Raw genomic sequence first — 23,683 nt, forward strand, 5'->3', positions numbered from 1 at the left:
AATTTCGCTCTGGCTTTCTTATCGGGAACGTATGGTAAGCCAGAGCACCCTTTCTGCTCGTTATTTCCCCGCTCTCAGATTTATTTCACCCTCTATTGTCTGACATCAGGTTAAGAATATAAGCGCCCCCTAATTCAACTCATACGTCGAACTCACCACTTCCACTGGAACACCATTTTGCGCGGTAATCGCGGCCTTTACTTTGTCATCAGGAAGGTGGAACTCACCCAGCCACCAACTCAGTTCCTGTGGCACTCGTAAGATCTTTTTACTGCCATCGCTGCGAGTTAACGGCTCATGCGCCTCAACAAACAAGCTACGATCGGGCTCTAACGCCATTTTGATTGGCTCGTCGATAACTCGTACTTTTTCGCCATTTTCGACGTGCTGGAACAACCATTTTATATCTTTGGGTTCCATGCGAATACAGCCAGAACTGACTCGCAAGCCAATACCAAAGTTCTTATTAGTACCATGAATCAAATAATCGCCAATACCATGAGCGAGCCTAAGTGCATAGTCACCAAGCGGATTGTCGGGGCCAGATGGGACGATATCTGGCAAATCGATCCCCTTCTTCTTATATTCTTGCCGCACAGACAAAGGCGGTTTCCACGTAGGCTGCTTACGTTTTTGGCTAATAGTGGTTTCCATCTCAGGCGTATCACGCCCCACTCGTCCGATCCCCACAGGGAAAATATGTACTTTCTTCGTCACGGGGTTGAAATAATATAGCCTCAGCTCCGCCAAATTTATCACTATCCCCTCACGAGGAACGGCAGGGAGAATAATACGGGTAGGTACCGTGAGCACGTAGCCTTCTTTTGGCAAAAAAGGATCGACGCCCTTATTGGCTGCCATCAACGAAAGAAACCCGACATCATACTCTTTGGCGATATCGGCAAGGCTTTCGCCTTTTTTGACTACGTGATATTGAGTGCGACCAACAATCTGACTTCCTTGGGAAGGCAGCAGATATGCGGCCGCCAGCACTGAGCTGGAGAAACACGAGATCATAAATAGTATTAACATTTGGCGAACCCACTGCTTCATCCTAATTAGCTCCTTGCTAGCAATAATCCATGATACCCAAATGACGCCAGAGTATGCCTTTATTAAGGTTAGCGCTGTTTCCCTATTCCACACAAGCACCAAGAATAATGTATGTGGAAAATTTCTCTTGCTTTACTATTGTTATGTTATAACATTCACACCAGTTTTATCAGCGACGATAAAAACACGTTCAAGATTGATACAATGACCTATGGAGAGTCTCATGAAACTTCGGTTTTCCCCTTTTGCCCTACTGGCGGCATTCATTAGCCTGCTTTCGTTCCAAACACTTGCAGCTCAAACCGATCCAATGCAAGTCACCGTTAGCATTGCACCACAAAAATACTTCGTGCAAGCCATTGGCGGAAAGTACGTGAAAGTGAATGTGATGGTTCCACCAGGCGCTGAACCTGATGATTACGAACCAACACCACGACAAGCCACCGAACTGAGTCACAGCAAGGTCTATTTCGCTATTGGCGTGCCTTTTGAAACAACATGGCTCAACCGCTTCCAAGGCTCTAACCCAAATCTGACTATCTTAAAAACGCAGCAAGGCATCGAAAAAATGCCAATGGCTTATGATGACGATGGTCACCGCCTGCCTGCTTCTTCTGGTATCAAAGACCCTCATATCTGGCTATCTCCAGCATTGGTACGCATTCAAGCGATGAATATTCGCGATGGCCTAATCAAAGCAGACCCTGCTCACCAGCAGTACTACCGTCAAAGCTACATGGCGTTTGCGAAAAAGATTAACACTATCGACCAAGAAGTCATTGATATAACGGCTAAGATTCCTGCAGAAGACAACCAATTCATGACTTTCCACCCAGCATGGGGATACTTTTCAACGGATTACGGACTACGCCAGTTCCCTATCCAGAACGAAGGTAAGCAAGCTAGCGCAAAACGATTGAAGCAATTGATCGATCTTGCTAAAGCACAGCACATCAAAGTTATCTTTATTGAGCCACAATTCTCTAAAGAACAAGCTGGCGTGATTGCAAAAGCAATCGGTGGTAAAGTTGTCGCCATTAACCCTCTAGCTGAAGACTGGGGGAAGAACCTTATTACTATCGCCAAAGCATTTAAAGCAGCCGCGCAGTAAGTCAACGATAAGAGATACAATGGAAAATATTGTCGACGTTAACAACCTGAGTTTCGCCTACAAAGGAAACTCAGTTTTATCCGACGTCAGCTTTACTTTAAAAGAGGGCGATCGATGCGCCCTCTTGGGTCCAAATGGTGGCGGTAAGACCACCTTAGTGAAGCTGTTGTTGGGGCTAAACAAAGGCTACAAAGGAAAAATAAACCTATTTGGCCGCCGTCCGGGCAAAGCACCCGATTTAGTTGGTTATGTACCTCAACAGCATCATGTTAAGCCGATATTACCTATCCGAGTGAGTGACGTAATTTTGATGGGTATGAGCAAAGCGCAGCAAAAAGACGCTTCAGGCTTAGCAAGTTGGCTGAAAGAAATTCTAGAAATACTGCAAATTGATCACATTCAAGATCAAATGTTCTCCGAGCTCTCTGGCGGACAACGCCAGCGTGTTCTCGTGGCAAGAGCCTTAATGGGGCACCCTAAGCTGCTGATTTTAGATGAACCAACCAGTAACGTAGACCCAAACATGACGGCCTGTTTTTTCCAGCTGCTCGCAGCACTACCGAAAGACATTGCTGTGCTTGTGGTAAGCCACGATCTCAGTATTCTTAGCCACAATATAAACCGTGTGTTTGGTTTAAACCAATCGATTCGCACACAAGACTCAGTAGAGCTTACGCCTGACATGCTAGATCATTTATACGGCATGAACTGCCATCACTTGCACATTCACAATAAAACGATCACCCAGTGTGAAACCGATCATTGTGAGGCAGAACAATGATGGAGTTATTGCAATACAACTTTATCCAGCACGCGTTGATTGCTGCTCTATTGGTGAGTATCGCGGCTGGCATCATCGGTGTATTAGTCGTGGTCAATCGCCTCGTCTTTCTCTCAGGTGGCGTTGTGCACACCGCTTACGGCGGTGTCGGCCTTGCGTTTTATACAGGTAGTGCCGTTTTACCGACTACACTAATTTTCACTAGCATCAACGCTCTAATTCTAGGTGTGCTGAGCTTAAGAAAAAGTGAGCATTTAGAGATTTTTATCGGTCTGATTTGGTCGTTTGGCATGGCTTTGGGAATCATTTTGATGAATCTGACGCCGGGCTACAACGTGGATCTGAACAGTTACTTGTTCGGTAGCATCCTAACCGTACCGATGGAATCTCTGTATTTGATGGCAGGTGTTACTTTTATTGCCGTGACTTACACCATCTACAACTATCGTTCACTCGTCTTAATGGCGTTCGACGCGGAGTTCGCACAAAGCAAAGGGGTAAAGATAAAAAACATCTACCTTTCGCTGTTAGTCTTGGTTGCCATCACCAGTGTGGTACTAGTGAAAATTGTCGGCATCATCATGGTTATCGCCCTGCTGACTATGCCCGCATACTTAGCTTCTCAATACGTTAAGTCGATGGCGTCTATGATGGTCCACAGTGTGCTCTGGTGTTTAGTCTTCACCGTATTAGGGTTAGTGGTCTCTTTCTACACCAACCTGCCCTCTGGCGCGACTATCGTCACCACTGCGTCCTGTTTTCTAGCACTCAGTTTTGTTCTGAAAGGCTTACTAAAGCTGGTTAAGAAGCCTACCTCTTCAGCACTATGAATAACACGCCTAGCCTCGCTAGGCGTTTTTCATTGAAAGTTCCAGAATGCACAAAGCTCTAGAAAGCACATTGTCACAGCTTTGCTCCCCCGTTAAATTCTACATATCGAAAACGTTCAACACGCCCGCTTGATTTCCAATTAATTTGCTACTGTTTAAGTTCTAGAAAAACAAGATTAATTTGGACGTGCGTATGCGAGTATTTATAACGCTATTTCTTGGGCTAGTTGCGCTTTATCCACCCGCCGTTGCCGAGCAGCTACAGAAATATTCCGAGAGAGATATCCTCGACCGCCCATTGATGGAGCGGTACATCTTGGATGAACTCAAATCTTTACGCCATGAACAACTAGATTTGGAAAGAAAATTAGTCATTCAAATGACCGACAGGGAACTTAATGTCGCCGATAAATCGCTCCAGTATGCCAACTCCACCGTCACTTACTTTTTCTATATCATCGCCGGTGTGGCATCACTCATTGCTTTTGTTGGCTGGCAATCACTTCGAGAATTTAAGAACAACACCAAGGAGATGGCGCACAAGCGTTTGGAAACCATTGCAGAAGACTACGAAAAAAAATTCAGCGCAATAGAAAGGGATTTAAAACGTAAGACACGAATTATTAGCGAAAATAACAAAGAAATCGAACGTATCAACGAGATCCACAACTTATGGCTAAGAGCGCAAAGCATGCCAACGGCTGAGCAAAAAATCGATGTCTACGATGATATTCTTACCATTCGTCCGGGGGATTTGGAAGCGCTTACCTACAAGGCCGATGCTGCTATGGAAATCAAGGAGTACAATTGGGCACTGAGTCTCTGTAACCGTGTGTTGGAGTTGGACACGACCAATGGGCCCGCGCTCTATCAACGTGCCTGCGCCTTTTCCCGTCTAGGCATAGAAGAGCTGGCCACAGAAGATTTAGAGCGAGCGATCGAAGCCAGCCCATCCGTTAAAGACTTGATTGCTACTGAGCCCGACCTAGAAGACTTGCACGGTAATCCAAGATTCGATGCACTACTTGTCAAAGAAACTGATTAGGCCTGAATTAGTGCAGGTTGCGTTACTCATTTCTCTCAGACGCAGCGGTTCATTGTGGTGTTTTCCACGATAGTTTGTCCCCACACCGAAATAGAAAAAGCCAGCAGGGTATTCCTACTGGCTTTTTAAAAGCATTGACCAATATTACTCAACTATATCGCTATAATTCCAGCCTTATGGTCAAAGTGACAAGTAATTAAGCAGCGTTAGCTTTTTTAGGGATCCAGCTATCTACTACTTTTTCATGACTCTGCATCCATTGACGCGCAACTTGATCGATAGATTGATCTTCTTTCTTATCTTTGATGGCTAGCATCAAACCAGAAAGCTGTTGGTCAGTCAGGTGCATATTTTTCAGGAATTGCTGCAATTCAGGCTTATCTTCTTTCAAATTGATGCGACCCATGATATCGATCTCACCTTTCTTCCAAATCACTTTTGATGGATCTTGTTTCAGGAACTTAAGGTGCCAGCGGCTGAACATCCAATGAGGAACCCAACCTGTCACCACAATCCACTCTTTCTTCGCAATAGCTTTACCCAATGCAGCTGTCATCGCTGGGCCACTAGATGCAAGTAGCTTCATGTCGGTCAAACCGTATTGTGGGATGATCTTGTTCTCAACATCGCTCATCATGCCTGCACCCGCATCGATACCAACGATTTGGTTGTTAAATTTAGCGGCATTCGCTTTTAGCTGAGAGATCTTGTCGATAGTCACGTAGTCAGGTACAACTAGACCAACTTCGGTTCCATTGTAAACACTTCCTAGATTTTCAAGCTTTTTACCAAAGCGATCCAGATAAGATTGCTGTAGATCTGGCCAGCTTTCCATCAAGGCATCGTATTTGCCTTGAGCAACTGAGATATAAGCAGGACCAACATCGGCGGCAGTTAGGTTTACGTCGTAACCCATTTTGTCTGTCAGCACGACTTTTGCTAAATGGGTATAAGCAACACCTTCAGCCCAGTTAACGTAGACCAATTTCGCGGTCTTGCTTTCCGGTGCCTTTTTCTCGCCACATGCGGTCAAGCCCAATGCCGACACGACCACTAGCGCACTAGCGATACATACTCGTACCTTCTTCGTTATATTCATTACTTTTATCCTTTAGTATTATTGCGTTTGCCGCCAAGAGCCTGAGTGACTCGGTCCAAATACACGGCAAGTATCACGATAGCCACCCCACCCTCAAAACCAACATTGAGTCTGAGCTGGGTGATCCCTTTTAGTACTTCATTACCTAAACCACCAGCACCGATCATGCCTGCAATTACCACCATAGAGAGTGCTAGCATAATCGTCTGGTTAACCCCAGCCATAATGGTTGGAATCGCTTGTGGAAGCTCTGCTTTAAACAGGATTTGCCATGGCGATGAGCCAAAAGCAATCGCCGCTTCTTTGATCTCTTTTGGCACTTGGCGAATACCAAGGTTGGTCAATCTCACGACTGGTGGAAGTGAGAAAATCAAAGTTGCCAGTACGCCAGGAACCGGTCCAAGACTAAAGAGCATCACGGCAGGAATCAGATAAACAAAAGCAGGTAGCGTTTGCATGAAATCCATGAGGGGACGCATCACGCGCTCAACAGTGTCACTTTTTGCAGACCAAATCCCAAGTGGGAGTCCAATCGCAAGCGAGAAGATCACTGCGGCGATGATTAACGACAAAGTTTCCATCGTTTGTGTCCACAAGCCCAAGTTCTGAATAAGCGCCATACCCAATACAGTAAACAGCGCCATTCTCTTACCCGAACTAAACCAAGCAATGACGGCCATTATAGCTATCATGACAAAGGCATTAGGCGCCTCAAAGATAAAGCTCAACCCGTTAACCAAAGCAAGAATGACCGTACTCATCGCGTCAAAAAAGCCGCTCATATGGGTAGTCATCCAGTTAATCGCGGCAGCAAAGCCATCACCGATATCAATTCTCATCATAATTAAGCCTTGCTTGGTTCGTTAGTCGTTAGTGTCTTACGGTATTGAGCAAGAGTAGTAGGCCCTTCCCCGTTATCGCTTTCCACCACTTCAGCCAAGACAGTCGCTTGGTCGATTTGCCCCAAGAAACGCCCTTCTTCGTCGGTCACCGCGAGTGGGTGCTCAGATTCAAGCGCTGAACCAAGAAGGTCAGAGATAGCGGTATCGCTAGACGCCACCATAATGTCACGTCTTAATTTGGAGTTTACTGAAGAGATCTGCGCTTTATCGAGTGACAAACAATCTTCCAGAGTCAGCAAGCCTTGTAGATGTCGGTTACTATCTACTGCAAACAAATGAGTGGTTTTGTGCTTCTCCATCATTCTTACTGCCACACGGCTGCCGCTTTGAGGCAAGGTCATGCTTGGCGCTTTCTTCATGATTGAGGCTGCCGTGATCACTTTAGAGCGATCCACTTGCTGTACGAAGCTAGCGACATAGTCGTCTGCTGGCTGAGTTAAAATCTCCTCAGGCGTACCAACTTGGACAACTCGGCCATTTTTCATAATGGCAATTCGGTCGCCGATTTTTAGCGCTTCGTCCAGATCGTGTGTAATAAACACGATGGTTTTATGCATCTTGGCTTGCAGCTCAAGCAGCTCATCTTGCATTTCAGTACGGATCAAAGGATCTAGCGCACTGAAAGCTTCATCCATAAGCAAAATTTCAGGATCATTGGCTAAGGCACGAGCAAGCCCAACCCTTTGCTGCATTCCGCCACTAAGCTCACCGGGATAGCTCGCTTCATAATCGGTCAATCCCACTAAGCCTAGCGCCGTTTTCGCTTTAGCTTTTCGAGTCTCTTTGTCAACGCCAGATACTTCTAGTCCATATTCGACATTGTTCAATACGTTTCGATGAGGAAACAAGCCAAAGTTCTGGAACACCATAGAGATTTTGTTTCGGCGAACTTCGTTCAATTGCTTGTTAGTCATCGCTAGGATGTTCTGCCCGTCGATCAATACTTCGCCTCGACTCGGCTCAATCAGACGGTTCAGGCAGCGAATGAGGGTTGATTTACCGCTACCGGATAAACCCATTACTACAAAGATTTCACGTTTTTTGATTGCGAAGTCAGCGCCGTGAATACCGAGAACTGCACCTGTTTTTTGCAAGATATCCTGTTTAGACATCCCTTGGTCGGCAAGTGATAAAGCTTGCTTAGCTGAACTACCGAACACTTTATACAGTGCCTTAACTTCAACCGCTGGGGTGGCTGGATTCTGGTCGTCTGACTTCGAGCTGGGCTCACATTGCTCTTCAGCGTCAGTCGCTTCTAAGCTTTGCATGGATGGTTCTACTGAGGCGGCAGCTTCAGTCTGTTGGGGGGCCATATACAACTCCTGTCTTGTATGGCTAGGTTTATGCTGTAGTGACGGCTAATTCAGTCACTAATCTAGCCAAATAATACGGCTAGTAGTCAATCCAAAAAGCCGGTGGCATAGATAACAAACGCCAACAAGAGAGTGCTGAAGCTAGTTTGGCTTTGACACAATTTCTCTCGTAACAACATATAAACACGCAGGTTAAAAAACGCTATAAATGGTACGAAGTTCCATGCAACTATTCAAATTCGAAACTTAAAAAAGCAGCAAGCCTGATAGTTCTGTCAATTTTTGAAAATAAATAACCTATTGAAATACATGAAATTAGTTAGCCAAACGTTCGAATATCGTTGTTTGTGAAGTTTTTTTGAACGGCTCATTTAATTGATGGGTAATATGAATGATACGATACTTAAAATATGAAAAATCAATAAGATTGACATGGCCGCGGCCAAAAAGGGGCATCCTATTGGTGCAAGAAACATTGCAGGAATAGGCAAAAAACGTGGATAAATATTACTATATTACCTGAATGGTCGCGGCGACCACTTCACCCACATTGAATATTTTTATGGTGAGAATCCCTTGAGTCTCTACACTAGATCTTGGTGTACAATTCGTTCAATTCCCCCTTTAGGCTTCTTCGATTATATGGCTCTATCCAATCAATACGCTGGGTAAAAATGCGCTGACTCGTACGTACGTGGAGTCGAAAGAGTATTGCCAAATGTCTTTCTCTTTTGGCGTCATTTGACTACACCTCGACTAATACCTCTGTCATTTAATTTTCTGATTGAGTTCCGCAATAAACTGTTCGGTTTGAGCCGCCTTCTTACAAATGACACTATCGTTATGCACCGCTACAGGGTTACTTTTATCATGCGGTAGTTCGGGTAAACCTAAAGACTCCAAGGCAAGATAAACATCGGGTACAAAGTCAATCATCGCGTCGATCCGACCGCTCTGTAATTTCTTTATGTTTTTATCAAGAGAATTAACTAACGTCAGTTTGACACCAGATGTATCCACCTTATTCCCATAGGAGAATCCCAGCCTAGCACCTACTTTTTTTCCTTTGAGCTCTGACAAACTTGAAATGACAGGTTTACCGAGTGCAGTGAAAATATACACTTTTGCGATTCCCATAGGCTTACTTTCAATGATGTCACTATTTATATAGTTAGGGTAAAAGTCCGGGTTCTTGTTGGCGGGAGAAAAGCACTTATCACTACTACGTTGAAAAGACTGCTCTGCACGAATAGTGGGCAATGGCACCAATTGTACCGATGCGACCTGCTTAATGATGAGGTCATACTCACCCGTCCCTTTTTTATCATGCAACCCAGGAATAATATTGGTGATAACTTCGGTAGCCATCACCGAAAAGGAACTCATAATGAGCCCCAAACCACATACAATTCTAATCATCATGCGTCTCACTTACCCTAAACATATAGATACACTATAGTTCATCTAACAATACTCTCCATTCGTCTACATTTTCCTCGAAGATTGGAGCTGAAGTGGCGCTTATACGTGAGCCTTAGTTTCCCAAATCAACCGGTTGTGTGTAGACGTATTCAGGGACAGGTTGTCCAAAGAAATAAGATTGAATGATTTGTTTGTATTGCCCAGTACTTTGCAGATGGTGAAGCCCTCGCCTGAATTGGGTTATCCTGTCTTTGCACTGCTCACTGAAGATCATTTGAGTTGGTAGCCGAAATAAACGTTGTTTCGAATAAGTAAATTCAGACGCCCTGTTTGGATAAGAATGTTCAATAGCCGCTAACCCTGGGAGTAATGGGCTCACAAACATATCTAACCGGCCAAGCACGACCTTTTTGACGTTTTGCTGCATGGATTTTACGAGTTCAAGATTCGAGGCAATCCCTTTTACCTTAAGGGCTCTTTCAATCGCTCCACCTCGCATTGTTCCAATTCGATACTCTTTAAATTTAGGCGAGCTCAGTGGTTCAAGACCTAAAGGGTATTTAGACTTCAAGTAAAAAAAATGCGAGGTGACATTATAGAGTGCTTCTGCTGTAAGACCCTTACGTTTATTTTCGTTAAACCAGTGCAGCGACCCTACCGTACTGCAGTGCTTCTCTTTTGATATGCTCCATGAAATTCGCGATAAGGGATAGATAATAAAAGTAGTTTTAACCCCTTGGGAAGCGAATGCTTGCCGGACAATATCGACCAGTAGGCCTTTGTCTTGCCCTAAAAGCGGCGGAAGGTTAATAGTCGCGACAGTCAAAGATTGATCTGTTGAGTCTTTCAGATCTGGGGAAGCAGCAAGAGGGATGGAAATCATGCTACCGACAATAATAAGCCACCTCGATCTATGCCACCTCTTTAAATCCACGGCGGTTCCTCGATTTGATCCGGAAAATACAAGTTCAAAACCAGTATAGTTCACGGTGTAGATCCGCGTAGGTACATAGGTAAGAACCTAGGCACCTTGAGCCGCGTCACGACCTGTAGGCGACCAACAAACAGGCACTCGAACTTCAAGCGGCGACGCTACACCGAAATTTTTCAACAGAATTAGTAATAGGTTGCTTGAATTCCTTTCACATCAGCATAAAATGTGATGACGATCTCACGTAGATATGAAAAATATCGATAAGATTGCCAAAAATTCAAGGTCCAAAGCCAACGACGGTGCTCTCACATGCGCCACTGTCAAATATTTATAATTGGAGTTACCTCTTATGACTACCCCTCACATTAATGCTCAAATGGGCGATTTCGCTGAAACTGTCCTAATGCCTGGCGATCCACTGCGTGCAAAATACATCGCAGAAAACTTCCTAGAAGACGTGCAACAAGTGTGTGACGTACGTAACATGTTCGGCTATACCGGCACTTACAAAGGTAAGAAAGTGTCTGTTATGGGTCACGGTATGGGTATCCCTTCTGCATGTATCTATGTTCACGAGCTAATCGCTGAATATGGCGTAAAAAATATCATTCGTGTGGGCAGCTGTGGCGCTGTACGTGACGACGTTAACCTAATGGACGTAGTGATCGCTATGGGCGCATCTACTGATTCAAAAGTTAACCGTATCCGCTTCAACAGCCACGACTTCGCAGCGATCGCCGACTTTGAATTACTAGAAACAGCTGTTGCTCAAGCGCGTGCACAAGAAGTTTCTGTAAAAGTAGGTAACGTATTCTCAGCTGACCTATTCTACAGCCCAGAGCCAGAAATTTTTGAGAAAATGAAGAAACTAGGCATGCTAGGTGTCGACATGGAAGCAGCAGGTATCTACGGTGTTGCGGCTGATCTAGGCGCGAAAGCACTAACCATCCTGACTGTTTCTGATCACATCCTACGTGGTGAGAAACTAAGCTCAGAAGAACGCCAAAAGTCGTTCAACGAAATGATGAATGTTGCGCTAGAAACTGCGATCAACGTGTAATCTGAAGGCTCTGCCTAATACGTTGGGCAGAGCTTCCTTCAAAGGGGAATAAGGTGAGCGATAATCGACTACCCATACCTGCTGAAGGGCTGCAACTCAATTTCTGTAAAACGCTTGCCTGCGAAAATTTTGGCTCAAGCAATCCCCATGACTATATTTTCCAACATCAAGACCCGACACGTCCAACGATGGTGTGTCGAAAGTGCGGCGCGTTTCCACCACTACTCAATAACCACCAAGTCCTGCTCGAATCTTTGCGTTTGAAAGAGCTGCATCACGATGGCGTGCCCTCATGCCGCAATCAATCGTGTACCAATCACAACCTGCCTGTTTATACCCACAAACACCTTTACCACGCCTTTGGCTTCAGTGGTGATAGACAGCGTTACCGTTGCAAGCAGTGCCAAGCCACCTTTGTTGACAAATGGTCGGGAGAAAACCCGAAAAACCACTTACAACAACAAATCCTAGCCATGCTTTTTACCGGCTATTCGGTGCGGGAAATATGCCGAAAAGTCGATATAAAACCGAAGACTTTCTACGATCACCTTCAACATATCGCCAGTCGGTGCCGGCGGAGATTAGCCAATTTCGATGCCCGATGGCTGCAGAAAACAAAGCATTATGTCATGGCATCCAATTACTCCAAACTGCAACCAAACAGCGATAACGGTGTGTTTTGGCTGGTCACGGGGGAAGCCAACAGCGGTTACATTTATCGTCAGCATATCAATTACTCTGCTAACGATTTAGCGACTGGTAATGCAGACCATGACCCTTACCAAGACAACGCGTCGGTTCTAGCGCGAGACTATCAAGTCAACGCCCTGCCCGAGTCGAATAAAACCGCCGACAGCTTGCTTGAACGGGTTGAACTTCAGTATCAAGCGATCCTCGCCCGCAACAATGTCGAGAGCCCGCTTGGCGATTTAACACGCTTTCATTACCCTTCGATTGGCGTTTTGATCCGCCCGCAATATACTTCATACGCGCATTACCTGAACGTCCTCGAAACTTGTGATGAAAACAAGCGCCTTTCTCTTTTTATGCCGCAGGATCCTTTGCTTCGCTCTGCTGCACTCAGCATTTGCAAAAATCGCATCCTACAAGGGCGTGTCGACCTAATGTATGTTTGTGAAGATCCACTTTGGGATAAAGATCGGGCGATAGAAAAGATTGACGTGGTTCATATGGGATGGTGGCGCGATCGATGGGGAATGGCAAACCAAGAGCAAGCAGAAAAAGGCGTATGTTATTTGGCTGGTGACAATCCAAATCTAGACAAATGGCTGCAAAACGCATCGATTACAGCCATACTTTTCTACCAACAGCGATTCCAGTCCCTCTTTCAAGCCTTTATCAACGAGCCAAGAAGAAGACTACGCCCCGGTGGCCTGCTGCCACTGCTAGATATTTTCCAAGCTTGGCACAACCTCTGCTATCAAGATAAAAACGGCCAAACGGCCGCACAAAAACTGGGATTATGTCAGCACGCCATGACGTTGGAAGAATTGCTGAGCTAGCGGGCAGTTTATTTAATCTTTGATGGTGACTAAACCTGACAGCACAGCTACAAGGTCAATCGAATAATCACATCTAACATTTCATCAAAGCATGGTTCCAACGCATCTTCGTCGACGGCATGGCAATAGACGCCTCGCATCTGATCTGGTTGAAAATCTCCCGATAAGTCAACATCATTTAGCATGTCTGGATCATTGGCCATTCTCAAAAGTAAATCTTGACCTAATTCGCTGTCTGGTCCGGCAGGGGAGGTAAGGGAGGAGCCTAAACCGAGCGTAAACACGAAAATGCCTTCGTTTCGTGCCGCTTCCGCCATATCTTCCACCAAATTTCGAGATACGCGATTGACCCGAGTATACAGATCATTCGCAGAATGGATAAAGCGATTATATTGAGCAACTGGCCGAGTTGGGTGGAATGGGTTTAAGACGTTAAACTCAGTAGCACTGATATCATGGGAGTTAAAATATTCGGGTAATTCTTCCAAATTGTCGTCGATATTGCTGCCAGCGTAGCCACTTCCTGACAATTGCGTCGCGACACTATCAAATTCCCACAGACCGCGTGGTGTGCCACTACCCCCATCGCTTGAGCGTATCGAACCAGCGTAAGTGTTGCTGTCTATAAATTCAAATGAGGATGAAAACGTATTGGGTGCGCCATCAGTGAAGAAAACGATCACTTTGAGGTTAGCCGGATCGGACACATTTCTCAGCTCTTCCAACGCCAGATAAAATCCTTCAGAAGCATTGGTATATTGTGGATTAAAAATACTGCCAAACGTAAACGCATCAATTTCTGAATTGATCGCCGTCCGATCGTGTCCTCTAGGGTCAGTGAACCCGACAGGTACCTCTGCACCAAAGGCAAATTTAACTAACGAAACACGGTCAAACGTCTCATGAAAATTACTAACAAAAGATTTGGAGCGCACGATCACATCTTGCGTCACATCACCTATGGAGCCAATTCGTAAAGAGGTCGTATTATCGACTACCAAAACCAAATCCACGGGTCGGCGTATGACTTCAGCTTGGGCACCAATCGCGAATGCGTTAAACCCTGTAATATTCAAAAACGTAGTCGGCATATCCGCAGACGCGCTAATACTAATACTGATATTGCCATCAGAGTCATACGAAAAATTCACATTTTCAAGAGTCGCAGTGCTTTTATGAAACCCCTCAGGAAAGTTCGCAGCAAAGAACTTATTGGCCGCCGCCACGGCATCCGATTCCCCATCAGCGACCGCTCGCGCCGCTGAAATGCTTGCTGCGTCAACCGCAGCAAACAACTTAGCCTGCACTAAATATGCCCTACCGGCATCGATGGACATACCTGAGACCAGTGCAATAAATGGCAAAGCAACCACCGTTGCTATCGCCACTATCCCTTTATGTTTACGCAATGTCCGTATCATATTGCGGCCTCATTCATAAGTATGTAGTGTCAGACATGACAAAATCGCTGTCGTACACCCAATCATATACAGGTGAGTAGCGATAAATCACTTCCACCACATAGACACTTTCCCCATCACTCAGCGTCATAGGTAAGCTATTCGTAGTCGGCTTATCATCGGGCAACTGACATGTTCCTTCACTGTCCCAACTTCCGCACCCAGCCCAAACATCACTTTCCACATCAATACCATGTTCTGTCCAGCGATATTGATTATTGATATAAGGTGGATCCGACTCTTGTCCAACGACTTGGCTGATGTAAATAATCCCGTCTTCTTCTAGATCCAATGGGCTGGATGTCAAAGCGACGATAGCCATTACGTCCTGAGGAGTCTGAGCACTGGCACGCGAAACAATATTTGCCCCTTCCCGGCTAATGTTTGTAATGATGGTATTGGCCTGAATCATGGAGGTAAGTTCCCAAATACCGACAATAAACAGAAACAACACTGGCATTACTAAGGTCATTTCCACGGCAGCAAAGCCCTTATGAGAGACTCGATAGCCAGATCGCATCAACCCAGATCGCATCAACATAGCTTGTTTCCTCAAAACGACTCATTCCGCATCGCGGCACTGACCGTGAACTCATATTTGCCATCTTGCAAAAATGGATAAACCAACAAACTCGCCGTCGGCCATTCGCAATCTAAGTGAATCGCTATCATGTCTCCCGAACCCCCAAAGCCCGCGACACTATTGCCATACACATCTTCAACACGGATGTTTTCTACGTCCATCACTCGCTCAAGAAAGCCATGCGAAGAACTGGAAATTTTTTCTAAAATGGCCGCCTCTCTACTCCCCTCACTATCAGGATCTAAATCAGAGCGCCCCGTGATTGCATACCTTGCCCCTTCCCGCACGGCATTTTGCATTGTCAGCTTTACATAACCAAAATACGCCAGATCTATCGATGTAATAATGGTGGAAAAAAAGACGCTCGCGACGATGGCAAATTCCACAATCGCGCTCCCACTCTGTTTTTTACTTGAGATCAAATGAGTAGTATTCTCAGGAGGTGTTCTGGAAGCTTGATGAGTATTCGAAAAGCACTCATAAAAACGCCTTCCAATGCCCTTGCCACTAGAACGCACACCTCTACCTATTTTGCGTCTGATAAACCCAGCGAAATCCCACATATAGCACTGCCCACATCCATTTACATGACCTTAACTTTTCATAAAATTGACACAAACTTCACTTTAAAATATGGAAGAACATCTAAGGATTGGTAAATGAGATTATGGTATAACGCCCAGAATGACACATAGCGTGGAATATAAAACCAATTTAATATTCAGTTTTAGAATAATAGCGATATTTCAACTAGCTGTATTGTCATGGTAATTTGGCGGCAACTTTTTCATTGGTAGGCTTATACTGAGCGAGGTTAGATAACTCGTTCATCTGGCGACATATAACTCCGAGTTATAATTACGTGATAGTAGTCACAATTTTATCTGCAATTAATGTCAATTGTTGTATCCTTGCTTCGGCCTATTCCGTACTAAGTATTGGTTGGAGAGAATAGCAGCCCCCTTTTACGCTCAATAAAACCGCTCCAATGTTTTGGCGATAAAGATCAGCCGTTTAATGTAAACTTTCGCACCTAGTCCTATCAATAAGTCCAAAAGGAAAATCCTGAATGAGAACAGTACTGATCACAGGCACCAGCCGAGGAATTGGCTTAGCAACGGCGCATAAGTTTAAAAGCAGTGGTTATCATGTCATCGCGACCGCCAGAAAACAGGCGGATTTAGAAATGCTTCGCTCACTAGAATTTGAAGCACATAGATTAGAAATCACCGATTTAGATAACATCAGTACTCTACATGCAGAGCTAAAAGCAAATGGCAAGTTACCCGATATACTTGTGAACAATGCGGGTGTGGCCGACTTAGCTTTGCTTGCCCGAACCACCGAAAAAGACTTTGACCACACTCTCGATGTCAATCTCAAATCTGCACTCTTCATGACCCAAAAGTTCGTTAAGAACATGGCAAAGAATAAGTTTGGTCGGATTGTTAACGTGTCCAGCATTCTAAGCTCACTGCCACAAAAAGGCTTTGCTAGCTACGCGGCATCGAAAGCGGGTTTAGAAGCATTTAGCCGCGTCGCCGCTCTAGAATACGCCGAAAAGGGCGTCACAATAAATTGTGTCGCCGCAGGGTTCGTGGATACCGATATGATCAAATCGCTCGCGAACGCTGATCAATTAAAAGCGCAGATCCCAACGCGCTCGATTGCTACCCCAGAGCAAATCGCCAGCGCCATTCTGTTTCTTGCCGAGCAAAGCAATATCACAGGAGAAGTGCTCCAAACAAACGGCGGGTTATTGATGAAGCCTTAGCTTTTAGCTTAGTGACCGCTCTTGACCCTGTAAATAATTCTGTGTAGCGTCTCTCAGCTTTGCATCGCCCCCCAATCGCCAATCTGATCATGACTCCAGCTGAAACAAATATGCGTGAGAACGAAAGTTTAAACGCATTCTTGCCCTCGCGTTCGGGAAACGAAATAAAAACCTTCAATAGTCTAATGCTTACTCCTAAATTCAACTCCATTCACGATCACTTTTCTGTGCGATGAATTCCGTGTTTACTCATATCGCTTACCCGCTTATTGTGGTAAACAAGTGAAGGGCAAATACACCATTTTGGCCCTATACTTTTTGTATTGCCTTTAGAAAGGAACGGAAGTAATGAAACCATTGAATGCTCATGGCCAATGGACTCTGGATTTTAAAAACAGAATATTGCTTACCAAAGTCAGTGGCACGACGAACAAAGAGGCAAGTCAGCAATGGTTAGTAGGAACCAAAGAGCTAGTCCAGCTTTCTGAGAACCGCTATGATATACCATGGGTGGTCTTAAATGACGCCAGAGATTGGGAGATGGCTGCATTAGATTCTTGGGAAGCAACTAATGAGGTCATAGATTGGCTTTCAGATAATAATTGTATTTTATTCGCAATTGTTTTCTCTAAGAAAATACATAAGTTTGCATTAGAGATGGGGCTGAAACATCAAGGGATTGTTGTGCTTTTTGACGATTACGATAATGCGTATCAAGCCTGCTTAAATTCACTAGAAAAGTGATTTTTACTTATTATGTTTCCCAGCCCATGCCATCATGTTGTGGTTGAATTAGCCGGACATGACTTTTTGCTTGCAGCAACAGTCCTACAGACGAAATCTCAGCTCCATCTCAACCACTTCACTTCATTTCCTTCTTCTGGGCTAACGGGGATGTTGAACGATAGGAGCAATGAAATCACCGCCATGGCTGCGCCAATAAAAAATACTGCGCTTGGTGCCACCAGCCAGATAAAACCGAAGGAGACAGGAATCACGACCGAGGCAATATGATTGATGGTGAAGGAAACACCAGCGGTTGAAGCCATATCAGCGGGATCGGCAATTTTTTGAAAATAGGTTTTAATCGCCAGCGCCAGAGCAAAAAATAGATGGTCAATGACATACAAGGCTGCGGCCCAGTGAGCAGATTGCACCAGTGCATAGCCGACAAACACACACACTAGCCCGAGATACTCAAACATGAGCGAGCGACGTTCGCCAACAATACCGATAAGCTTGCCGATATGCTTAGCAAACAAGAAATTAAACAGATAGTTAATCAAAAATAATAACGTAATATCAGCCGCGGAATAGCCAAATTTTTCTACCATCAGAAACCCCGCGAAGACCACAAAAATCTGCCGGCGGGCACCACTCATAAAAGTTAATGCGTAGTAGAGCCAATAGCGCTTTCTGAGAATGAGCTTCTTGGTTTGCGGTGTCTCCGCCTTAAACTCTGGAAAGGCAAGCCATAACCAGATCACCAATACCAGCCCAACTCCACCAGTAATCAAATACACCCAAACATAATCGAGCTGTAAATAGTGCAGCATCAGCCAAAGCGCGCCATAGGTAAGTAACGACGCCAGAGCGGCTACCGAAATCATTTTTCCCAACATTTCGGGCGCTTCTTCTTTGCTTAGCCATTGCAGTGACAATGACTGTTTTAACGTTTCAAAATAATGGAAGCCTGTGGACATGAGTAACGTGGTCAGCAATAACCCCGCCAGAGACGGAAATAAGCCAGTAATAGCAGTGCCTACCGTTAACATCAACAAAGACAGAATGATAAAGCGCTGCTCGCGGATAAATAGCAATACGAAAACGGCCGTGAACGCCAAAAAGCCTGGGATCTCGCGCACGCTTTGTAATAAGCCAATATCTGAGCCATCAAAGTTTGCCCGTTCAATCACGAAGTTGTTCAGCAGCACCATCCAGCTAGAGAATGAAATCGGCACTACGATTGAAATAATTAGCAGAAAATATTGTGGGGTGTGCCATTTACGAGGAGCCAATGTCATTGAATATCCTTATTCTGATCTGGGTAAACATTAGATTCTTAGCCCACGCTGTCCCGTGTTGTAACAAAAGCAAAAACGAAGGCAAAGGGTATACCCGAATGGCTGAAGGTTTTTAAGCGTAATTATGTTTATTTTAAATGTGAAAGCGAAACAAAAATGTGCCACAGTAAAAACAATCGGCTTGCGATGTTCGCATAAGGAGTAAAATGTGGCTCAAGAACGCGCCAATAACCAAACACGCCCACTCAAGGTGGCGACCTTAAACTTATTCAACTACCTCGCTCCCCCTAACGCGTTTTACGACTCGGATAATATCTACACTCAATCACAATGGCAGCTAAAACAGCAATGGCTCTCGAACCACCTTCAGTCGTTAGACTCTGATGTGGTCGCGTTTCAAGAGGTTTTCAGCATTGATTGCCTTAAACAGCAGCTATTGGAATTAGGTTATCCTTATTTCGTTACCCTTGATACTCCGACAATCGAGCATGACTATTTATACAGCCAGCCAGTTGTCGCTCTTGCGTCGCGCTTTGCCATTATTGAATCTGATAGCGCAGCAATGACCATCCCGAACTCTCCTTATGAATCATTTAAGTTTAGTCGAATACCGCTGCGCGCCACTGTCGATATCCCGAATATTGGTCCTATTGATTGTTACGTGGTGCATTTCAAATCAAAGCGGCTGGAACTAAAAGGCGATCAACCAACAACCGGCATTGAACAATATTCTCGTGAGCTCATGGGGGGATGGTTCTCTCTCATGCAACGCGGCAGTGAAGCCCATTTACTGCACCGCTATATCATTAAACAAAAGATAAAAACCTGCCGACCTTTTATGTTAATGGGAGACTTCAACAATCAACTGAGCAGCGAAGAATTTGATTGCTTCACTCAATTGACGCCAAATCAGGCGGCTCGTAATGACGAGGGGTCATCTATCGCCGACTATACTTTTCATGATGCGTGGACTCTAGACAATTCACCAATCATGCCGCGCCCCGCCACCCACTATTACGGCTCCAACAAGCAGACATTAGATTACATTTTGCTATCCGATGAATTCTGTCACCATTCGGCCAACCACTTAGCAACCCTCACCCATTATCAAGTCAATGATGAACATTTGGTCACGCCCAACAACAACACCGATTTGCACAGCAGCGATCATGCTTCTGTCATGATAACGATAGAAATTGACTAAAATCCAAACATAAACATAAATACGTTCACATGCACAAATAAACCTATGAATATCAAATACTAATGATAGTATGAATAACTCACCCCGCAGACAAAGGAATCGTATGCAAATTGTTATTCGTCCGTCCCAATCTTCTGATATTGACGATATCCTTGAAATGTTTAGCCAGCCACAAGCGCAAGCGCAAACATTACAGCTACCCAATCCATCTAGAACACTTTGGGAATCTAGGCTAGGCGACGTCCCTGCTGGTGTTTATTCCTACGTGGCGGAAGTAGAGGGAAAAGTCGTAGGGCAATTAGGCTTCGAGCATAATCAGCGGCCAAGAAAACTGCACTGCGCCACGTTTGGTATTGCGGTTCACGATAACTACCATGGCCTAGGCATAGGCTCTAAGCTGATAGAAACCGTGATTGACCTCGCCGACAACTGGCTGCAAGTGAAGCGCATCGAGATAGATGTAAATGCAGACAATGAACGCGCAATCCAGTGCTACCAAAAATTTGGCTTTGAAGTCGAAGGCACAGCGAAAGGCGCCTCTTTTAGAAATGGGCAGTACGTCGATATCTTGTATATGGCACGCGTGACTTTCTAATTGGCCTAGCATATCTATCTACAGCCCACCCCAAAAGCGAAAATCCACAGACGGTTGTATTCAATTACAGCCGTTTTTTCTCTTCTATTTGCAACCCTTAGTTTTTGCAACCCTTAGTTACAGTTCATCCCTCCCTCTGCGGCAACATTGATATTTTTTCCACGGTGAGTTTTGTATACTGGAAACAGACAAACTAAGAAGTTACCATTAATGAATTACTTAAACACATTTTTTAAAGGGCTAGCGATGGGCGCTGCCGATGTTGTGCCGGGAGTATCTGGCGGCACAATTGCATTTATTACCGGCATTTACGATCTCTTGTTAGAAAGTATTCGCCGTATTAACTTCACGCTGTTCAAGATTATTAAACAGCAAGGGGTAAAAGCGGCTTTCGACCACATCAATGCCAAATTTCTTATCGCCCTATTCAGCGGCATTTTAATTAGTATTGCCACTCTCGCAAAATTAATCTCTTGGCTTTTGGTTACTCACCCAATCCCACTATGGTCATTTTTCTTTGGCTTAATATTGGTGTCTGTGTATCACATGTTTCGCCAAATAGAGCGAAAAAGCCTATCACGCTTTATTGCGCTTATTTTAGGTATTGGTATCGCCTATGCGATTACTGTCGTCTCCCCTTCTCATATCGAGCCAAGCCCAATTAACATAGTGCTTTCGGGTGCCATTGCCATCTGCGCCATGATTCTTCCGGGGATCTCCGGCAGCTTTATTTTATTGCTGTTGGGAATGTATACCCCGGTTCTCGAAGCCGTAAAAGGCTTCAATCTAGAAATTCTGGTTTTGTTTGCTTCAGGCTGTGTGCTTGGTCTGCTGAGCTTTTCGCATCTGCTGTCTTGGCTGCTGAAACGCTTTCGCGACTTAACCATGACTTTCCTGATCGGCTTGATGATGGGCACCCTGCCAAAAATCTGGCCATGGAAGGAAACCATTAGTTGGCGGATAAATTCTCACGGCGAGCAAGTTCCTCTCGTTCAACACAACTTATCGCCATTTAACTTTGAAGCGGTAGTACACCAACCAGCCCTACTTGGCTTCGCCATCACTATGATGCTGTGTGCAATATTGCTAGTGCTTGGACTAGAAAAGTGGGCAGAAAAGCGCCCCGATTAAGATTAGAAAGCCAGCAACTATCGATGATTATGTAATGATATTGCTGGCATTTTGTTGCAATCTTTACCTAGAATGATATAAAAATCAGCAATAAGTCAGATTATTGAAATCATGACAATTATCAACTTCTCAAATTTTCTCTGCTCATGCTACCATCGCCGCTTTTGTATGATCTGAGAGATCGTCCAACATGAAAGCAGCATTAAAAGTATCCATGGTTTGCATTGCCGTGCTGGCAGGTTATATAGCGCCCATGCTATATAACGATTGGGGCGCCAAATCAACACCGCCCCCAGCGCAGCAAAACCGATGCTTGCTTTCCACAGAGCCATGTTCCCTATCAGGCGTTTCTATACGCATAGGTAACGACTATGCTCGCCCCCTGACACCGCTATCTATCACCGTCGACTGGCCAAACAGCCAAGCGCCTAGCCTAGAACTGCGTTTAAAGGGAGTGGAAATGAACATGGGCTCACCAAGATTCAAATTAGACAAAGTGCGAAATGGCGTTTTCAAGGGGACGATTACCCTGCCTGCTTGCACCCAAAATGAGATGACTTGGGTTGGACAACTCACAGATGGAAATCAGACAGTTTACCCAGCAATTAGGATGAGAAAATGACCAAGAAATGGGCTCTTATACTAGCCTTAGCGTTTATATTAGGTATTGGTAGCAAACTTTACTTTGATTCACATCAGTCAAACGACGCTGCACCTGTGAAAAAAGTGGCGGCTTTAAACTTGACCGACCCTACCTTTTTCAGCCAAGGTAATAAACCAGTTCAAATCTTCAACCCAGCAGACAAGCGTATTCGCATCGTGTATTTCGGCTTCACTCACTGCCCTGACGTTTGCCCAACGTCTCTAGCGATGCTGGCCGGTGCACTAAACCAATTGAGCCCAGAAACTCGCTCACAAGTTTGGCCAATTTTTATCTCTCTTGATCCAGAGCGTGATACACCCGCTATCGTTTCAAAATACGGCCACTACTTTAGCCCTCTTATCGAAGGCATGTCGGCACCACTAAACCTCACGACCGCATTCGCTCACAAATATGGTGTTATCTTCCACAAAACACCATTACGCGACTCAGAGCTAAAATACACTATCGATCATAGTTCATATTTCTACCTGCTTAAGCCAGATGGAACTTTGATCACTAAAGTCCCACATATTCAATCGCCTGCACCATTAATCGCTGCGATAAATTCTGTTGTTCAGTCCCAAAAAGGAAAATAATATGAAGTTGAAAGCACTTATTGCCGCTAGCTTGCTGCTATCTCCACTTGCTTGTTTTGCTAGCACAGCCAACATCACTGAAGTGAACCCATATGCGCGTGCAACACCGCCAAATGCACCGACTAGTGCTGTCTTCACTGAAATCGTTAACTCAGGTAATACTGATCGCGTGATTGTTGGTGCTTCGACTCCAGCAGCGGGTAAAGCAGAACTGCACGAAGTGATCAAAAGCGGTGACCTGATGGAAATGCGCCACATTCAGAAACTAACCATTCCTGCGAACGGTACGTTGACGCTAAAACCAGGCAGCTTCCACATCATGCTATTTGACTTGAAAAAAGACATGCAACCAGGCAGCGACATCAAAGTGACGCTAACTTTTGCCAATGGCGACAAACAAACTTTCACAGCGCCAATCAAAAAAGTCATGTCTGGCATGAAAATGTCACACAAAATGTAAGCTTACCCTAGCGTAATACGATACATTTCACATAAGCGGTAGGCACCTACCGCTTTAATTTCCCTTTATTCCCTCCTTCCTTTCCTGAAATTTATTTATCCACTTGTGTGATCACACTATGCGTAACCACCATGGTGCCG

Annotated in this window: 24 protein-coding genes; 14 read left to right on the forward strand and 10 right to left on the reverse strand. The window is 44.9% G+C overall.

The genetic code is table 11. From position 1 onward, the window contains the following. Positions 1-129 precede the first annotated feature (129 nt). Positions 130-1,053, reverse strand: a complete 924-nt coding sequence (locus L4C34_RS12090) for a L,D-transpeptidase family protein (protein ID WP_428789592.1) — start codon at positions 1,051-1,053, stop codon at positions 130-132. Between the two features lie 223 nt (positions 1,054-1,276). On the opposite strand from L4C34_RS12090, the gene L4C34_RS12095 reads away from it, so the two are divergent. The 4 genes from L4C34_RS12095 (at position 1,277) to L4C34_RS12110 (ending at position 4,820) form a co-directional block, all read left to right on the forward strand. Next, positions 1,277-2,164 (forward strand): metal ABC transporter solute-binding protein, Zn/Mn family, encoded by an 888-nt coding sequence (locus L4C34_RS12095; RefSeq protein ID WP_428789593.1) that lies wholly within the window; start codon positions 1,277-1,279, stop codon positions 2,162-2,164. 19 nt (positions 2,165-2,183) lie between these two features. Then, positions 2,184-2,945 (forward strand): metal ABC transporter ATP-binding protein, encoded by a 762-nt coding sequence (locus tag L4C34_RS12100; RefSeq protein WP_428789594.1) that lies wholly within the window; start codon positions 2,184-2,186, stop codon positions 2,943-2,945. Then, positions 2,942-3,775, forward strand: a complete 834-nt coding sequence (locus tag L4C34_RS12105; protein WP_428789595.1) for a metal ABC transporter permease — start codon at positions 2,942-2,944, stop codon at positions 3,773-3,775. The genes L4C34_RS12100 and L4C34_RS12105 overlap by 4 nt, the downstream gene beginning before the upstream one ends. Before the next feature lie 193 nt (positions 3,776-3,968). Further along, positions 3,969-4,820: a TPR end-of-group domain-containing protein gene (locus tag L4C34_RS12110; RefSeq protein WP_428789596.1), complete on the forward strand. Its 852-nt coding sequence runs from the start codon at positions 3,969-3,971 to the stop codon at positions 4,818-4,820. A gap of 196 nt (positions 4,821-5,016) precedes the next feature. On the opposite strand, the gene L4C34_RS12115 is transcribed toward L4C34_RS12110, so the two are convergent. The 5 genes from L4C34_RS12115 to L4C34_RS12135 form a co-directional block, all read right to left on the reverse strand. Further along, a complete protein-coding gene (locus tag L4C34_RS12115) occupies positions 5,017-5,919 on the reverse strand; it encodes a glycine betaine ABC transporter substrate-binding protein (RefSeq protein ID WP_428789597.1) in 903 nt (300 codons plus the stop codon). A gap of 5 nt (positions 5,920-5,924) precedes the next feature. Next, positions 5,925-6,761 (reverse strand): ABC transporter permease, encoded by an 837-nt coding sequence (locus L4C34_RS12120; protein ID WP_428789598.1) that lies wholly within the window; start codon positions 6,759-6,761, stop codon positions 5,925-5,927. 2 nt (positions 6,762-6,763) lie between these two features. Then, the gene (locus tag L4C34_RS12125; RefSeq protein WP_428789599.1) at positions 6,764-8,134 is read right to left on the reverse strand and encodes a quaternary amine ABC transporter ATP-binding protein; all 1,371 of its coding nucleotides are present in this window, start codon (positions 8,132-8,134) and stop codon (positions 6,764-6,766) included. A 768-nt stretch (positions 8,135-8,902) separates the two neighbouring features. Then, positions 8,903-9,520 (reverse strand): hypothetical protein, encoded by a 618-nt coding sequence (locus tag L4C34_RS12130; RefSeq protein ID WP_428789600.1) that lies wholly within the window; start codon positions 9,518-9,520, stop codon positions 8,903-8,905. Between the two features lie 148 nt (positions 9,521-9,668). Beyond that, the gene (locus L4C34_RS12135) at positions 9,669-10,439 is read right to left on the reverse strand and encodes a substrate-binding periplasmic protein (RefSeq protein ID WP_428789601.1); all 771 of its coding nucleotides are present in this window, start codon (positions 10,437-10,439) and stop codon (positions 9,669-9,671) included. A gap of 400 nt (positions 10,440-10,839) precedes the next feature. Between L4C34_RS12135 and deoD the strand changes: the two genes are divergently transcribed. Together deoD and L4C34_RS12145 are read left to right on the forward strand one after the other, a co-directional pair. Next, positions 10,840-11,550, forward strand: coding sequence for a purine-nucleoside phosphorylase (gene deoD, locus L4C34_RS12140; protein WP_428789602.1), 711 nt, complete (start codon positions 10,840-10,842; stop codon positions 11,548-11,550). A 53-nt stretch (positions 11,551-11,603) separates the two neighbouring features. Beyond that, positions 11,604-13,073, forward strand: coding sequence for a transposase (locus L4C34_RS12145; RefSeq protein WP_428789603.1), 1,470 nt, complete (start codon positions 11,604-11,606; stop codon positions 13,071-13,073). Between the two features lie 47 nt (positions 13,074-13,120). Here L4C34_RS12145 and L4C34_RS12150 read toward each other — a convergent pair whose 3' ends face one another. From L4C34_RS12150 to L4C34_RS12160, 3 genes are read right to left on the reverse strand one after another with little or no spacing between them, the layout of a single operon-like run. Continuing rightward, positions 13,121-14,494: a VWA domain-containing protein gene (locus L4C34_RS12150; protein ID WP_428789604.1), complete on the reverse strand. Its 1,374-nt coding sequence runs from the start codon at positions 14,492-14,494 to the stop codon at positions 13,121-13,123. A 13-nt stretch (positions 14,495-14,507) separates the two neighbouring features. Continuing rightward, the gene (locus L4C34_RS12155) at positions 14,508-15,074 is read right to left on the reverse strand and encodes a TadE/TadG family type IV pilus assembly protein (RefSeq protein WP_428789605.1); all 567 of its coding nucleotides are present in this window, start codon (positions 15,072-15,074) and stop codon (positions 14,508-14,510) included. Positions 15,075-15,085: 11 nt separating this feature from the next. Continuing rightward, a complete protein-coding gene (locus L4C34_RS12160) occupies positions 15,086-15,538 on the reverse strand; it encodes a TadE/TadG family type IV pilus assembly protein (RefSeq protein ID WP_428789606.1) in 453 nt (150 codons plus the stop codon). A 647-nt stretch (positions 15,539-16,185) separates the two neighbouring features. On the opposite strand from L4C34_RS12160, the gene L4C34_RS12165 reads away from it, so the two are divergent. Continuing rightward, complete coding sequence (locus tag L4C34_RS12165) at positions 16,186-16,890, forward strand: SDR family NAD(P)-dependent oxidoreductase (protein ID WP_428789607.1); 705 nt, start codon at positions 16,186-16,188, stop codon at positions 16,888-16,890. Between the two features lie 348 nt (positions 16,891-17,238). After that, complete coding sequence (locus L4C34_RS12170; RefSeq protein WP_428789608.1) at positions 17,239-17,634, forward strand: hypothetical protein; 396 nt, start codon at positions 17,239-17,241, stop codon at positions 17,632-17,634. Positions 17,635-17,732: 98 nt separating this feature from the next. Here L4C34_RS12170 and L4C34_RS12175 read toward each other — a convergent pair whose 3' ends face one another. Continuing rightward, positions 17,733-18,914, reverse strand: coding sequence for an MFS transporter (locus L4C34_RS12175; protein ID WP_428789609.1), 1,182 nt, complete (start codon positions 18,912-18,914; stop codon positions 17,733-17,735). Between the two features lie 208 nt (positions 18,915-19,122). On the opposite strand from L4C34_RS12175, the gene L4C34_RS12180 reads away from it, so the two are divergent. The 6 genes from L4C34_RS12180 to L4C34_RS12205 all read left to right on the forward strand — a co-directional run bounded on the left by L4C34_RS12180 (position 19,123) and on the right by L4C34_RS12205 (position 23,543). Continuing rightward, positions 19,123-20,118, forward strand: coding sequence for an endonuclease/exonuclease/phosphatase family protein (locus tag L4C34_RS12180; protein ID WP_428789610.1), 996 nt, complete (start codon positions 19,123-19,125; stop codon positions 20,116-20,118). A gap of 103 nt (positions 20,119-20,221) precedes the next feature. Continuing rightward, positions 20,222-20,713: a GNAT family N-acetyltransferase gene (locus tag L4C34_RS12185; RefSeq protein WP_428789611.1), complete on the forward strand. Its 492-nt coding sequence runs from the start codon at positions 20,222-20,224 to the stop codon at positions 20,711-20,713. Positions 20,714-20,923: 210 nt separating this feature from the next. After that, positions 20,924-21,844, forward strand: a complete 921-nt coding sequence (locus L4C34_RS12190; protein WP_428789612.1) for a polyprenyl-phosphate transporter — start codon at positions 20,924-20,926, stop codon at positions 21,842-21,844. A gap of 190 nt (positions 21,845-22,034) precedes the next feature. Next, positions 22,035-22,466 carry a hypothetical protein gene (locus L4C34_RS12195; RefSeq protein ID WP_428789613.1) on the forward strand — a complete coding sequence of 144 codons (432 nt, stop codon included), beginning with the start codon at positions 22,035-22,037 and terminating at the stop codon, positions 22,464-22,466. Then, positions 22,463-23,083 carry an SCO family protein gene (locus L4C34_RS12200; RefSeq protein ID WP_428789614.1) on the forward strand — a complete coding sequence of 207 codons (621 nt, stop codon included), beginning with the start codon at positions 22,463-22,465 and terminating at the stop codon, positions 23,081-23,083. The genes L4C34_RS12195 and L4C34_RS12200 overlap by 4 nt, the downstream gene beginning before the upstream one ends. Position 23,084: 1 nt before the next feature. Next, positions 23,085-23,543 carry a copper chaperone PCu(A)C gene (locus L4C34_RS12205; protein WP_428789615.1) on the forward strand — a complete coding sequence of 153 codons (459 nt, stop codon included), beginning with the start codon at positions 23,085-23,087 and terminating at the stop codon, positions 23,541-23,543. Positions 23,544-23,683 lie beyond the last annotated feature (140 nt).

It is taken from the genome of Vibrio profundum (assembly GCF_050337555.1).
In the GTDB taxonomy this organism is placed as follows: Bacteria; Pseudomonadota; Gammaproteobacteria; order Enterobacterales; family Vibrionaceae; genus Vibrio; species Vibrio profundum.